Source organism: Alkaliphilus oremlandii OhILAs, from assembly GCF_000018325.1.
GTDB lineage: Bacteria > Bacillota > Clostridia > Peptostreptococcales > Natronincolaceae > Alkaliphilus_B > Alkaliphilus_B oremlandii.
In genome coordinates, this window is sequence record NC_009922.1 from 1,066,016 (window position 1) to 1,081,673 (window position 15,658).

12 protein-coding genes and 1 other RNA gene are annotated in these 15,658 nt (G+C 37.8%); all 13 read left to right on the forward strand.

From position 1 onward, the window contains the following. Positions 1 to 13: 13 nt before the first annotated feature. The 13 genes from eno (at position 14) to CLOS_RS05075 (ending at position 15,543) form a co-directional block, all read left to right on the forward strand. Entirely contained in the window at positions 14 to 1,300 is a 1,287-nt protein-coding gene (eno, locus tag CLOS_RS05020) for a phosphopyruvate hydratase (RefSeq protein WP_012158832.1), read from the forward strand. A 225-nt stretch (positions 1,301 to 1,525) separates the two neighbouring features. Next, entirely contained in the window at positions 1,526 to 1,762 is a 237-nt protein-coding gene (gene secG, locus CLOS_RS05025; protein WP_012158833.1) for a preprotein translocase subunit SecG, read from the forward strand. 45 nt (positions 1,763 to 1,807) lie between these two features. Next, positions 1,808 to 3,820, forward strand: a complete 2,013-nt coding sequence (locus CLOS_RS05030; protein ID WP_012158834.1) for a sodium-translocating pyrophosphatase — start codon at positions 1,808 to 1,810, stop codon at positions 3,818 to 3,820. 125 nt (positions 3,821 to 3,945) lie between these two features. Next, positions 3,946 to 4,248 (forward strand): DUF1294 domain-containing protein, encoded by a 303-nt coding sequence (locus CLOS_RS05035; RefSeq protein ID WP_012158835.1) that lies wholly within the window; start codon positions 3,946 to 3,948, stop codon positions 4,246 to 4,248. Positions 4,249 to 4,285: 37 nt separating this feature from the next. Beyond that, entirely contained in the window at positions 4,286 to 6,403 is a 2,118-nt protein-coding gene (gene rnr, locus CLOS_RS05040) for a ribonuclease R (RefSeq protein ID WP_012158836.1), read from the forward strand. Between the two features lie 131 nt (positions 6,404 to 6,534). Further along, positions 6,535 to 7,002 (forward strand): SsrA-binding protein SmpB, encoded by a 468-nt coding sequence (gene smpB / locus CLOS_RS05045; protein WP_012158837.1) that lies wholly within the window; start codon positions 6,535 to 6,537, stop codon positions 7,000 to 7,002. Between the two features lie 20 nt (positions 7,003 to 7,022). Further along, positions 7,023 to 7,373: a transfer-messenger RNA gene (ssrA, locus tag CLOS_RS15530) on the forward strand. A 212-nt stretch (positions 7,374 to 7,585) separates the two neighbouring features. After that, a complete protein-coding gene (recQ, locus tag CLOS_RS05050) occupies positions 7,586 to 9,823 on the forward strand; it encodes a DNA helicase RecQ (RefSeq protein WP_012158838.1) in 2,238 nt (745 codons plus the stop codon). Between the two features lie 100 nt (positions 9,824 to 9,923). After that, the gene (locus CLOS_RS05055; protein WP_012158839.1) at positions 9,924 to 10,706 is read left to right on the forward strand and encodes an ABC transporter ATP-binding protein; all 783 of its coding nucleotides are present in this window, start codon (positions 9,924 to 9,926) and stop codon (positions 10,704 to 10,706) included. Next, positions 10,696 to 12,735, forward strand: a complete 2,040-nt coding sequence (locus CLOS_RS05060) for an ABC transporter permease (RefSeq protein ID WP_012158840.1) — start codon at positions 10,696 to 10,698, stop codon at positions 12,733 to 12,735. The genes CLOS_RS05055 and CLOS_RS05060 overlap by 11 nt, the downstream gene beginning before the upstream one ends. A gap of 11 nt (positions 12,736 to 12,746) precedes the next feature. Continuing rightward, positions 12,747 to 13,424: a response regulator transcription factor gene (locus CLOS_RS05065; RefSeq protein WP_012158841.1), complete on the forward strand. Its 678-nt coding sequence runs from the start codon at positions 12,747 to 12,749 to the stop codon at positions 13,422 to 13,424. After that, the gene (locus CLOS_RS05070) at positions 13,421 to 14,443 is read left to right on the forward strand and encodes a sensor histidine kinase (RefSeq protein ID WP_012158842.1); all 1,023 of its coding nucleotides are present in this window, start codon (positions 13,421 to 13,423) and stop codon (positions 14,441 to 14,443) included. Before CLOS_RS05065 ends, CLOS_RS05070 begins: the two co-directional genes overlap by 4 nt. Before the next feature lie 134 nt (positions 14,444 to 14,577). Beyond that, a complete protein-coding gene (locus CLOS_RS05075; RefSeq protein ID WP_012158843.1) occupies positions 14,578 to 15,543 on the forward strand; it encodes a tRNA dihydrouridine synthase in 966 nt (321 codons plus the stop codon). The last annotated feature ends 115 nt before the right edge of the window (positions 15,544 to 15,658 follow it).

Sequence of the window (15,658 nt, forward strand, 5' to 3'; positions counted from 1 at the left end):
GAGATTTACAATTATGTCAATCATTAGAGATGTTTATGCAAGAGAAGTGCTGGATTCAAGAGGAAACCCTACCATTGAGGTTGAGGTTTATTTAGAAAGTGGCGCAATCGGTAGAACCATCGTTCCATCAGGTGCTTCTACAGGTGCTTTTGAAGCCGTAGAACTTAGAGACGGCGATAAAGGAAGATATTTGGGGAAAGGTGTGCAAAAAGCAGTAGAAAATGTAAATCAAATTATTGCCCCAGAAATAATTGGTTTAGATGCAGTGGAACAAGTAGTCATTGATGAAATGATGATAGAGCTAGATGGAACACCAAACAAAAGTAAGCTGGGTGCCAATGCAATTTTAGGAGTATCAATGGCTGTGGCAAAAGCTGCAGCAGAAGCATTAGGACTACCTCTATACCAATACCTAGGTGGCGTCAATGCAAAACAGCTACCAGTACCAATGATGAACATATTAAATGGTGGTGCCCATGCTGATAATAATGTGGACATTCAAGAATTTATGATCATGCCAGTCGGTGCAGCAAATTTTTCAAGCGGTTTAAGAATGTGTGTTGAAATATACCATAATTTAAAATCAGTTTTAAAAGAAAAAGGACTGGGAACTGGTGTTGGTGATGAAGGTGGATTTGCACCGAATCTAGGTTCTAATGAAGAAGCACTACAAGTCATTGTTGAAGCCATAGAAAAAACAGGATATACACCAGGTGTCGATGTGAAGCTTGCCTTAGACGTAGCCGCTACAGAGTTATACGATGAAACAGAAAAACTATATCGATTGTCTGGTGAAGGCGTTGTAAAAACTGCCGCCGAAATGGTAGATTTCTATGAGGAATTGATCAATAAATATCCAATTATCTCTATTGAGGATGGATTGAGCGAAGAGGATTGGGATGGCTGGAAGTTGATGACGGAAAGACTAGGTAAAAAAATTCAAATCGTTGGGGATGATCTATTCGTAACGAATACGGAACGGTTAGAAAAAGGGATTAAACAGGGTACAGCCAATTCCATACTGATTAAGCTAAATCAAATTGGAACGATTACAGAAACATTGGATGCCATTGAAATGGCAAAAAGAGCGGGATATACTGCTGTTATTTCTCATCGTTCTGGAGAAAGTGAAGATTCTACAATTGCAGACGTGGCAGTAGCTGTAAATGCAGGTCAAATTAAGACCGGTGCACCAGCCCGTACGGACCGTGTTGCAAAATACAATCAACTATTGAGAATAGAGGATATGCTTGGCTTTACAGCAAAATACTTAGGCGAAGATGTATTCTATAACTTATAAATAGAATAGCATTAGCAAATAAAACCAATAATATAATAAAAGCTTTTGGCGCTTTATTATATTATTGGTTCTTATGATTGTCTGGAGAATATGGATGCGAACGCTCTTTGAAAAGTTGATGCAGGAGAGTAATATATTTAAAGGACAATGAAGTAGAATGAATATTTTTAATTGATTTTAACAATTTGCTATGTTACAATATGAATGTTAACTAGAAAATAGGAGGTGTGGGTTTTGAGAACATTTTTAATGATACTTCAAGCAATATCTTGTCTTGTACTGATAGGGAGTGTAATGTTACAACCAGCTAAAAGCGAAGGACTCTCCAGCACATTTGGCGGCACTGGAGCGCAAATGATGGCAAAACAAAGCAGGGGTTATGACGCACTAATGAGCAAAGTAACAAAGGCAACAGCTGTTCTGTTTATTATTTTTGCTATTGCACTTGTTGCAATTCAATAAAAAATAAAAACAAAAGAAAACTGAATAGAAGGAGGATTATCATCAATGGACTTTTTGATATTAGCACCAGTTGCAGGAGTTATAGCACTTGTTTTTTCTTTTATCCTTGTAGGTAGAATCAATAAAGTAGCTCCTGGAAACGAAAGAATGAAGGAGATTGCTTCTTACATTCATGAAGGTTCTATGGCTTTCTTAACGAGAGAGTACAAAACATTATTGATTTTCGTTGTTGTTTTATTTGGCGTAATAGCTATAGGTATTGATTGGCCAACAGCAATTTCATTCTTGGTTGGAGCACTTTTCTCAGCTCTAGCAGGATTCATTGGGATGCAAGTTGCTACAAAGGCAAACGTAAGAACAGCCAATGGCGCTAAAGAAGGTGGAATGAACAAAGCATTAAGTGTTGCCTTCTCTGGTGGTGCTGTAATGGGAATGACAGTTGTAGGATTAGGAATTCTAGGAATCGGAACATTATATCTAGTTTTCTCTAGAACATTTGATACAACTGAAGCTGCTAGAATTATTACAGGATTTTCTTTAGGAGCTTCTTCTATTGCGTTATTTGCCCGTGTAGGTGGCGGTATCTATACAAAGGCTGCAGACGTTGGCGCGGATCTTGTAGGTAAGGTTGAAGCTGGAATTCCAGAAGATGATCCGAGAAACCCGGCAGTAATTGCGGATAACGTAGGAGATAACGTAGGGGACGTTGCTGGTATGGGAGCGGACTTATTTGAGTCCTACGTAGGATCTATCGTTTCTGCTATTGCTTTAGGTTTACTTGCTTATGGAAAAAATGGAGCAGTATTTGCATTGACTATTTCAGCAATCGGAATCATTTCTTCTATTATAGGTACTTTTTTTGTTAAGGCTGACGATAACTCTGACCCAGCAAAAGCATTAAAAGTTGGTACTTATGTTGCAGCAACAGTTACAATTGCAGGTTCTTTCTTCTTAAGTAAGAGCTTATTAGGGGATTTAAAAGGATTCTTAGCAATCGTAACAGGTTTAATTGTAGGTACATTAATTGGACAAATTACAGAGGTTTATACTTCTGGAGATTATGGATACGTTAAAAAGATTGCAAAGCAATCTGAAACAGGACCAGCTACAACAATTATTAGTGGATTAGCTGTAGGTATGGCATCAACAGGTGCACCTATTTTATTAATTTCAGCAGGAATCTTAATTTCCTTCGGTGTTGCAGGACTATACGGTATTGCATTATCAGCAGTAGGAATGCTTGCAACAGCAGGTATTACAATCGCAGTAGATGCATACGGTCCAATTTCTGACAACGCTGGTGGTATTGCAGAAATGTGTGAACTTCCTAAGGAAGTAAGAGCAATCACAGACAAGCTAGATGCTGTTGGAAACACAACTGCTGCTATGGGTAAAGGATTTGCAATTGGTTCAGCTGCATTAACAGCTTTAGCATTATTTGCAACTTATACAGAAGCAGTTGGTTTAGCAGGAATCAACATCATGGAACCTTCCGTAATTGCAGGTATGCTAATTGGTGGTATGCTTCCATTTGTATTCTCTGCCATGACTATGGAAGCTGTTGGAAAAGCAGCATTCCAAATGATTGAAGAAGTAAGAAGACAGTTCAAGGAAATTCCTGGTATTATGGAAGGTAAAGCGAAGCCAGACTATGCAAGATGTGTTGATATTAGTACGGCTGCTGCTTTAAAAGAAATGATTGTTCCAGGGGTAATCTCTGTACTAGCACCAATTGTAACAGGAATTCTATTAGGTTCAAGTGCGGTTGGTGGTTTATTAGCTGGAGCATTGGTATCCGGTGTGTTGATGGCAATTATGATGGCAAATGCAGGTGGTGCTTGGGATAACGCTAAAAAATACATCGAGGAAGGTCATCACGGTGGAAAAGGAAGCGAACCTCATAAAGCTGCAGTTGTTGGAGATACCGTAGGAGATCCATTCAAAGATACTTCTGGACCATCTATCAATATATTAATTAAATTGATGACAATTGTTTCTGTAGTATTTGCACCATTATTCATCAAATTTGGTGAAGGAATATTAATGAAATTGTTTTAAATAAATGAATCATTAGAGAAAGGCTCTTGATCTAAAAAGATTGAGAGTCTTTTTCTTAATAGAGAATACAAAATAATGTGTTGTAGAATGTTGGGTGGGTATCTAATACGATAAGGAGAATGCATATGGTCAGTAAAATCTTTTTTTCATATTCTAGAGGAGAGCAATTATTTTTTACATACTTAGTTTTAATCAATTTAATTGGATTCATACTGATGGGATTGGATAAATATAAAGCCAAAAAAGAACAGTGGAGAATTCAAGAATTAACATTGATGACAATTTCACTATTAGGCGGTTCATCTGGCGTAATGATGGGTATGATTATATTCAAACACAAAATTAATAAAAAGAAGTTTTTCATTGGTGTACCCCTGCTCCATCTATTCAATGCGATTGTAAACAGAGTGGTAATATATTATTTATAAATGGGGGATAATATTATTTAGAAAGGGAGGGATAAGTTTGTCAGTAAAAGAAAAATTGTTAGAATTTATGTATGAAACAGCTTATAATCCAATGCTAGAAGAAGAATTGATGGATGTTTTCGACATAGAAAGAAAGCAAAGAGAGGATTTCTCTAAATTATTGGAGGATATGGTTAAGGAAGGTCTAATTATTAAAACTCGAAAAAAACGCTTTGGAACACCGGAGCGAATGGGATTAATTTTAGGGAAGCTGCAAGGACATCATAGAGGATATGGTTTCGTAATTTCCGATCGACCAGAGGTTCCAGATGTTTTTATACCTGCCAACTTTATGAATGGCGCAATGAATAACGATCGAGTCATTGCTAGAATCAACACAGTAAATAGCGAAACTCGCAAATCTGAAGGAGAGGTCATCCGAATACTTTCTAGGGCCAATACGGAGGTAGTCGGTGTGTATGAAGACAGCAGAAACTTTGGATTCGTTGTTCCTGATGATCCTAGAATCAACGCAGATATTTTTATTTCTAAGAATGAGACCAATGGAGCAAAGGAAGGCGATAAGGTTGTTTGCGAAATTACCAAGTGGCCTGAAGCTAGAAGAAATCCAGAGGGAAGAATTACGGAGATCATTGGACATAAAAACGACGTTGGTACGGACATCTTATCTGTCATGAAAAAATATAAGCTGAACCCAGATTTTCCAGAAGAAGTCGATATGCAGGTTGGTAACATCGCCGACGAAGTTTTAGAAGAGGAAAAGAAACATAGAGTGGATTTGCGTTCCATCCAAATGGTCACTATAGATGGTGCCGATGCAAAAGACTTGGACGATGCTGTATCCATAGAGCAGCTATCCAACGGAAATTATAAGTTGGGTGTGCATATTGCAGACGTCACCCATTATGTACGAGAAGGAACGCCTTTGGATAAAGAAGCTTTAGAGCGAGGCACCAGTGTGTACTTAGTAGACCGGGTAATTCCTATGCTGCCTCGTAAGCTATCCAATGGGATCTGTAGTTTGAATCCAAAGGTAGATCGGTTGACATTGTCTGTATTTATGGAAATTGATCATAGAGGTAGAGTTGTGAATCATGAGATTGTAGAAGGCTTGATCAACATCAATGAAAGAATGGTCTATGAAGATGTTTCTGATATATTGGAAAAAGACGATGAAAAGCTAAAAGAAAAGTATGCAGATTTCCTAGAGATGTTCAAAAATATGGAAAAACTATCTTTAATATTAAGAAAACATCGAGAAAATAGGGGGGCAATCGACTTTGACTTCCCAGAGGCGAAAGTAATCCTAGATGACAAAGGAAAGCCAATCGATGTTAAGAAATATGAAAGACGCATCGCCAATCGAATTATAGAAGAATTTATGTTGGTTTGTAATGAAACGGTGGCAGAGTATTTCTATTGGCAGAATGTACCTTTCGTTTACCGTGTTCATGAAGACCCTAGTTTAGAAAAGCTGGAGGAGTTTAATAAGTTTATCCATAACTTTGGCTATCATTTAAAGGGATTAAACACAGAGATTCATCCGAAGAGTCTTCAAGAACTATTAAAGAAATTGGAAGGGACTAAAGAAGAAAGACTGATCAATACATTGATGCTGCGATCCCTTAAAAAAGCTAGATATGCGGGTCATAACTTAGGTCACTTTGGTTTAGCAGCTCAGTACTATTGCCATTTCACATCGCCAATCAGAAGATATCCAGACTTAGAGATCCATCGTATCATCAAAGAATCTCTTCATGGAAAGCTCGTTGGCAAGAGATTAGAGGAACTCAACGCTAAGGTTCCAATCATAGCAGATCAGTCCTCTACAAGAGAGAGAGTTGCAGACGAGGCGGAAAGAGAAACTGTTGATCTGAAAAAAGCAGAATATATGGCAGATAAAATTGGAGAAGAGTACGAGGGTATTATTTCAGGCGTTACTTCCTTCGGTATGTTCGTAGAACTGGATAATACAATTGAAGGATTAATAAGGTTAAGCTCCTTGGTAGATGATTATTATATCTATGATAGTGAGCATCACCTACTGCTAGGAGAAAGAAAGAAAAAGATTTATCGAATGGGAGATACCATTAAAATAAAGGTGAGTAGAGTAGATATCGCACAAAAAGAAATTGATTTTGTATTGGCAGAGTAATCGGGAATTCCCCGATTACTCCCATATAATTACATAAACAGCACTTACAAGGAATTGACGAAACCCAATATTTATGATAAGATAAATCAGTAACACTTATTGAGCGAAGAACTATATAAAGGGTGAAAAGCATGGCCAGTAAAGGAACAAAGCTAATAGCAACCAATAAAAAAGCACGACATGATTACTTTATTGAAGAAACCTTTGAAACAGGAATTGTTTTAGTAGGAACGGAAGTAAAGTCTATTAGACAAGGAAAATTAAATATTAAAGATGGCTATGCACGGGTTGAAAACAGTGAGGTTTTCCTTTACAATGTTCATATTAGCCCTTATGAACAGGGAAATATTTTCAACAAAGATCCTTTAAGAGTAAGAAAACTTTTGCTTCATAAGAGTGAAATAAGAAAGCTGATTGGATATGTTCAGCAAAAAGGATATACCCTCATCCCCTTAAGTTTTTATTTAAAGGATGGATTGATTAAGGTTGAGCTAGGGATCGGTGTTGGTAAAAAGATTTATGACAAACGCCAGGACATAGCGAAGAAAGATGCTGCACGTCGAATAGACAAAGAGCTGCGCCAAAGAGAGAAACAATAGATTTTTCTTCATATAATCATGGGGGCGTACTGGTTTCGACGGGGGTTTGGAGTCATTAGTAGCGAGCCGTGTTTTGCTTGGGAGCACGTCAAAAACTGAGCATTAAAGATAAACGCAAACGATAATTACGCTTTAGCTGCCTAAGTGCAGCTCGTTTCTCCCTAACCTCCTGCCGTTAGGATAGAAACGTCATCTATGCAGGGAACGTCTTGAGGGGTGCCTTGACCTTAAAGATGAATAATTAAGGCTGGTTGAATCTACACTCTGTTGTTGGAGGGTAGAGGAGACGAGATCTAAAACAACAACTACGCTCGTAGAAGCTGGTGGTAAAGGGCCTTCGGACAGGGGTTCGATTCCCCTCGCCTCCACCAAATAAAAAATAACCGTACTGTGAAAGCAGTGCGGTTATTTTTTATTATATTGACACATATAAGGATCAATCTCTTTTAATTCGCCAATTTTAGAGGACTAAATTCAAACATGGACAGATATACTTGGAATGATATAATTGAGGTAATAAAAGTGAGCCATATGCAGAGCGATACAGAATTTAACTGATAAAAGATTGAAAGGTGGGGGCAACTTGAATAAAGCCATTGAAGTTTTAAAAAAATATTATGGGTATGATAATTTTAGAGACGGGCAGGATGAAATTATAGATCATATTTTATCTGGAAGAGATGTTCTAACAATAATGCCTACAGGTGGCGGTAAGTCCCTGTGCTATCAAATACCTGCTATGATCATGGATGGTACGGCAATCGTTGTTTCACCTCTTATTTCTCTGATGAAGGATCAAGTAGATACATTACAGCAAATGGGCATACCAGCAGCTTTTATTAATAGTTCACTTGCTTTTTCAGAGAGTCAGAGAATATTCGAAGAAGCCAAAAGAGGGGAATATAAGCTTCTCTATGTGGCGCCTGAAAGATTGGAATCGGAAGGCTTCACGGAGCTCATAAGAAGTATTAAAATTTCTATGGTTGCTGTAGATGAAGCCCATTGCGTATCACGGTGGGGACACGATTTTAGACCGAGCTATCTTCGCATTAAAAATCTAAGAAGTTTATCGGAAGATCATCCTGTACTTGCGGCATTCACTGCCACAGCAACATCGGAAGTTAAAGAAGATATCATCGATTTAATCGGTCTTGAAGGTCCGTATGAAATCACCACTGGATTCGACCGGGAAAATCTAAAATTTGAAGTTGTAAGGGTAAAAGAGAAGCTCTCATATATTTTGAAATATGTAAGTGAGCATAAGGGGAAAGCTGGCATTATCTATTGCTTGACAAGAAAGCTAACAGAGCAGGTATGCTCCGAGCTTGTTCGTGCTGGCTTCAATGCCATTCAGTACCATGCTGGATTAGGAGATGTACAAAGAAGCAAAAACCAAGATGATTTTCTTTTTGATAATGCTGAAATTATGGTAGCGACCAATGCCTTTGGCATGGGCATCGACAAACTAGATATTAGATATGTAATTCACTACAATATGCCACAAAATATAGAAGCCTACTATCAAGAGGCTGGAAGAGCTGGGCGTGACGGCGAGCCTTCGGAGTGTATTTTGCTGTTCAGTCCTCAAGATATTGTAATGAATAATTTTTTAATCGACAACGGTACTACAGATGGTATAGGAAGGACCAAGGAATACGACAAGCTGCAGGATATGATCAGCTATTGCAACACAGATAAATGTTTGAGAAAATATCTGATCAATTACTTTGATTCTGATTACGACAGGGAAGAATGTAATAACTGTGGCAATTGTCTCAATGAAATAGAAAGTAGAGATATCACCATAGAGGCACAGAAAATATTATCCTGCATCTATCGAATGGGTGGAAAATTTGGCAGTAATCTTGTAATCGATGTGCTAAGGGGCAGCAATGGTCAGAGAATAAGATCTTTAAATTTTCACAAGCTAAGTACATATGGCATTATGAAGGATTGCAGTAAAGATTTTTTACGAGAGATTATTTCCTATATGATAGCAGAGGGCTATATTCATGTAAGCAGAGATCAATACCCTGTTCTTAGTATATCTCCTGATGGTGCCATGGTTTTAAAGGGGAAACAGCAGGTTACAATAAGAAAGGTATTGTCTGAAAAACGAAAATTTGCAGAAACAACGAATACCCATACTGAATACAATAGAAATCTCTTTGAGGAGCTCAGGGCTTTAAGAAAAGGAATTGCAGATCAGTTGAGATTACCACCTTTCGTCGTATTTTCCGATGCAACCTTAAAGGAAATGTGCGTTCAATTTCCACAGACAAAAGTGGAATTTCTCCAAATAAAGGGTGTAGGAGAGGTAAAGGCAGAAAAATACAGTGCGCCTTTTGCAGAAGCCATCCAAAATTATGTGGAGAAAAACAATCTAAACCTTCAAGAGCTAAAGTCAGAAAAGACAGATCAAGATACTGAAATTGATCGTTCTGATAAGGAAAATGTAGAGAAACAGCCCAAGGAGCCTACGCGAGAGATCAGCTATCGAATGTATCGGGAAGGAAAAAGCATTCCGGAGATTGCAAAAGCTAGAGAATTGAAGGAAACTACTGTAGAATCCCACATTGAAAATTGTGCAAGGCTGGGCTATGAAATTAACTATAGAGATTTTATATCGGAAGAAATAGAAGCCCTCATCATCCATACCTATAGGAAAAAAAGAGGAGCAAAGCTGAAAGAGATGAAGGACAGTCTACCAGATGAAATAACTTATACAGAGATACGATTTGCACTGTGTAAATTCCAGTTGGAAGAAAGCGAAAGCCCTAAGGCGCAATATGAAGGAGATAAAACCTTACACCAACTGTAAGTGTTCATAAAGACCCTCTGCATATATAGTATAAGTATAAAAAAGTAGATGACCAGATGGTGTCAGTCGCTTTTACAAAGTGCAATAAGGAGGGCTTTCAATGAATATTTTAGACAAATTGCTTCAGGTACAGAAGGTATATAAAACCTATGGAAAAGGGCAGAGCGAAACACAGGCTTTAAAGGGGATTACCTTCGATGTTCTGCCGGGGGAATTTTTAGGAATCATGGGGTCCAGTGGCTCCGGAAAAACTACGCTTTTAAACTGTATCGCCACAATGATTAAACCAACCTCAGGACAAATATTACTGAAAGGGAATAATATTTTATCCTTCAAAGGAGACGAACTGGCTCAGCATAGAGGGCAGAACATCGGTTATTTGTTTCAAGAATTTCAACTGCTAGATAATCTAACGGGAAGAGAAAATATTTTATTGCCCCTATCGATCCTTGGAAAAGATCTTAGAAAGGAAGAGGCAAAGTTTAAAAAACTAGCGAAAGATTTTGATATCGAAAACATATTGGATAAATTTCCTTCCCAAATGTCAGGGGGACAAAAACAGAGAGTTGTTGGTGCAAGGGCACTCATTTCCAGCCCTAGTATCGTTTTAGCAGATGAACCGACGGGTTCACTGGATTCGAAGAATGCAAAGAGCTTAATGGACAAGCTTTCCTATGCAAATTTAGTTGATGAAGCGACGATTTTAATGGTGACCCATGATGCAAATGCAGCAAGTTATTGTTCAAGAATTCTTTTTATACAGGACGGTGTTATTTTCCATGAACTTAGAAGAAGAGTTCCAGTAGAAACAAAGACATCATTCTATGAGCGGATTCTAACTGTTATGGCACAACTAGGGGGAGGCAGTGCCAATGTTCTTTGATTTTATCAAGAGAAACAGCAGCAAGACTAGGAAGGAAAACGGTATTTATTTTCTTTCTCTAATAATCTCCATCGTTGCTTTCTATGTGATCCTCTCTTTGGGGGATCAGGATGTTATGATGTACTTAAAAACCATAGAAAGCCAAGCTGTGGGAAAATTAATGGCACTGATCCCATTGCTTTATACTGTGTCCATATTCTTTGTATTCTTCCTCGTTTATTTTGCAAACAGATATCAACTACAGCTCCGAAGTAAGGAGTTTGGAATGTATCTTATGATGGGAATGAAGAGAAGCAAGCTATTTGCCATGATTCTGGGAGAAACTTTATGGAACAGTTTCATTTCTTTAGCCATTGGAATTCCTATTTCTATATTTTTAACACAGATTATCAGCTTAGTTACATCGAGAATCATTGGCATGGGCATCATCGGATATAATTTTCGTATTTCGTGGATCGGTTTAGGTCTGACTCTATTAGGATTTTTAATCGTACAGCTGGGTGCCATGATGATTCTGAGCATGAGCATTAGCAAAAAAGAACCTTACGATTTAATCCATGATGAAAAGGAAGAAGTGCAAAGTATTGTTTCCAGTAAAAAAGGATGGGTCCATTTGATTTTGGGTACCATACTCATCCTAGTTGCCTATGGTTTAGGTATTCGATTCCTGCGTGGCATAGATTTCTCAGTGGTGGCAGCAATCCTTTTAACAGGGATTATGGGAACCTTCCTATTCTTTAAAGGTGTATCCAGCTTCATTAGCAGAGTGATCCGAAGAAAAAGCCATACATCCACGGGGTTATATACCTTTACAGCAAGGCAGATTCAAGAAAATGTCCTTCACAATTCAAGCTCCATTGCTATATCCTCTCTATTGATTTTAATGTCCATGATGAGCTTTGCCTATGGTATTGCTACAATTACTAGTATTCATGGCGAAGGAGAGCGGAGTGTTGACTTTACTTTTGAAGGAGAAGAAAAAGAAATTATTTCTGTTTTAGAATCTGATGAGATGAAACCTTATATAGAAAGTTATTTCCCTATGAAAATGGGAAATCTATATCACTCTGAAGGTGAAACCAATACCTTTTCTTGGGCAGCTGTAGTGGAGCAAGCTTCTAAAGAGAAGGACTCTGTGGAAAAAGAAAATTTAATGAGAGATTTATCTTATGATGACAGTCCTTATTTGATATCCGTAAGCAGCTATAACCATATATTACAGTCCATTGGCAAAGAGCCCGTCCTTTTAGAGGAAAATCAGATGGCCATGTACTCTAGTAGTCGATTTCCCTATAACCATGAGCTGCTTCGTAAGATTTTAAAAGAGAAGCCCAGTGTTACCGTAAATGAAGAGACCTATGAACTTACAAAAAAGTTATATACGACCAACTTGGTTGCAGATCGATCCATTACCATCATGTACGGACTGATTGTACCCGATGCTTTATTTAACGAAGTGGTTGAGCGGGAAGGAAGAACTGATCGCTGGAATATGATTTTAGAGGATGACTTTATTAAAGAAGAAGGTCTGATGCAGTCCATCAATAAAATGGATCAGCTTTTAAATCCCACTGGGCTACACTATGAGAGCTACCTTGCCAGTATGGGCAGACAGTTATTTTACGTAGTTGCAGGAAGCTATACAACCATTTATTTGGGCTTAATGTTCCTGATTATTGCCAATACAGTTTTAGGCTTAAAATTTCTAATGCAGCAAAGGACCACAAGGCATCGATATTCCACTCTATTGATGTTGGGAGCCAGTGTGAAAGAGCTTTGCCTTTCTGCAAGGAAACAGATTGTCCTATACTTTACTTTAGTGATTGCAGTGGCGCTGATCAGTTCCATTTTTGGTATCTGGTCTTTAATGGGGAGCTTTTTTATTGCACCCAACGCCGTAAGTGTACTCAAATTGATTTCACTGGTGATTCTATCCTTAGGATTATTTTCTGCCTTTGAATTGGCTTATATATGGATGATTCAACGAAAAAGTGATGAAGAAATAAAGAAATTAAGTGAAGTTTTATAGGAGGTGTAGAGGTGGAGAAAATAGTCATTGTTGAAGACGATATCTTTCTACGAAGTGAACTCCAAAATGTATTAGAGAAGGAGGGATATGCTGCTGAGTGTATCTCTTCTTTTCATAATGTTATTGAGGAAATCATCCATAGGAATCCAGATCTAATTCTATTAGACTTGAACTTACCCCACATGTCGGGATATGAGATCTGCAAAGGGCTGAAGGCGAAAGGAATAGGACCTATTCTAATTTTGACTTCAAGAAATCAGCTTCGGGATGAAATCCACGCTTTAGATTTAGGTGCAGATGATTATTTGATAAAACCATGCCATCCAGACCGATTGCTGGCGAGAATTCAAAAATTAATCCGCCTCTATTCAAATTTAAATATTCTACTGGAGTCAGGGGATATTAGGCTGGAGGAAAAAACAAATACATTGTATTTTAACGGGAAAGCCGTAGTCCTATCAGAAAATGAGGGAATGATTATGAAAATGTTAATAGAAGCAGATACATCCGTTGTAAAAAAAGAGGAGCTCTTTATACGAATTTGGGGGAGTACGGAGTTTGTAGATGAAAATATTTTACAAGTGAATATGACAAGGCTGAGAAGAACATTAGAAAGCATAGGAATCACCGATCGAATCAAGACCATTCGAGGTGTTGGATATCGGTTAGAAGGAGCCGATCAAGCATGAAATTAAAAGAAATCTACAATGTTTTTAAAGACTCAGGGCATTGGATGTTTCTGACGATTCTTAGTAATGGATTTTTTATGCTCATGGCATGGATCGCATATCCCGAATCCTTTTCTATTTTAGTTACGGTGATGATCACTTTCTCCCTATTGATTCTGATCCTAGGAATGTTCCTGACGAAGAGAAATAACGTAAAGCAGGATGAAGCTTTTTTTAGCTTTCTGAGGGAGTTATCGGAGGAAAAGGAAGAACGATTCATTGAGGCTTCAGGGGAGCTTCATAGAGAAAAGATCCGTATTTTAGGGGAAGAGCTAAGGCACTCTAAGAAAAAACTGGCAGAAACGCAGTTAAACGCCAAGGCCTATGAGGAATTTATTGAAAGCTGGGTTCATGAGATAAAGAAACCAATGGCTCTAGGAACTTTAATTCTAGGCAATCGAAAGGATGAAATGAGTTCTTTTGTTCACCAAAGATTAGATTACGCAATGATGAATATTCGAGAGCAGGTGGAGCAAATTCTTTTCTATGCAAGGCTGCAAACTTCCCATATAGACTATCGTTTAGAGCGAATTATTTTAAGTGAGTGCTATGAGGATGTACTTTTAGATATGAAACCAATCCTTAGGGAGAAGAACATTACAATCGTTTCAGATATAGACGACATCCCCATTGTTTCTGATAAAAAAACACTTCAATTTATTTTCTCCCAAATTTTTACCAATGCGGTCAAGTATTCAAAGGATGATGCAGATCGTTGGATACGGTTAAAAACTGGCTTTGATGAGAGAAAAAATCGATATTATACGAGTATTGAAGACAATGGTATCGGGGTTATGGCTTCAGACCTTCCCTTCATCTTCGATAAAGGATTTACGGGGGAGCATTATAGAGAAACCCATTCCACAGGCATTGGCCTATATCTTGTGAAAAAGCTGTGTGAGGAGATCAATATCGATATAGAAGTAGTATCTGAAATAGGTGAAGGGTTTTCGATTAAATTACTGTTTCCAGTAGTCTAATTCCATGGAAAGGGAATGGATACAAGGTAGATAAGAAAAAAGAAAGCTGATATAATAGGGGATATGTAATAGAAAAGTGTAAGGACTTTTCTAGTGCATATACTTTTTTAGACTATGACAAGAGGAGTTTTTGAATGAAATATTACTTAGCACCAATAGAAGGCGTTACAGGCTTTATCTACAGAAATGCTTATGCCAAATTTTTTAATCATATCGATAAATACTTCACCCCTTTCATCGTTACAAATCAGGGGACCAGTTTAAAGAATAAAGAATTGAGAGATGTTTTTCCGGAGAACAATCAAGGGCTCCATGTAGTGCCGCAAATATTGACGAACAATTCAGAGGGCTTTATTTCTGTTAGTAAAAAGCTAAAGCAGTTGGGATATGCGGAAATCAATTTAAATTTAGGATGTCCTTCTGGAACCGTGGTTTCTAAAAATAGGGGATCTGGATTCTTAGCAAAAAGAGAAGAATTGGACCGATTTCTAGAAGAAATATTTAAAATAGAGGATATGAAAATATCTATAAAGACTAGAATTGGGAAGGACCATCCGGAAGAATTCTATGAACTTATAAAGATATACAACAAATATCCTTTAGAGGAATTGATCATCCACCCGAGAACTCGACAAGATTTCTATGGCAATCAACCGAACTTAGAAGTTTTTAAGGATGCATTGCTCTTAAGCACCAACCCAGTGTGCTATAATGGTGATATTTTTACCGTAGGGGATCACAATCGCTTGGTTGAAACCTTTCCAGATGTAGATACCATGATGTTGGGGAGGGGCGTACTAGCGAATCCGGGCCTGATGAAGGAGATTCGGAACAATACATTGATGGAGAAGGAAGTGCTAAGGGAATTTATAGATGAAGTTCTGTACCAATATGTAGAATTATTTCAAGAAGAGAGAAATGCATTATATCGAATGAAAGAGCTATGGAGCTACATGGCTTATATATTTTCAGATAGTAAAAAATATGCCAAGAAGATAAAGAAGGCACAGAGCGTAAAAGAATACAATGAAGCTGTCTCCAGCTTATTTGAAGAGCAGGAAATTATCAAAGGGGCTGGATTATTTAGTCATTCATATTAAAAAGCTGCATTCGTTGCAGCTTTTTGGCTGCAAATATTGAGAATAATCAATCTGTTTAAAAGAACGTAGAAAAGCATATCAATTATAATAGGAATGACGATCACATGAAAATAAT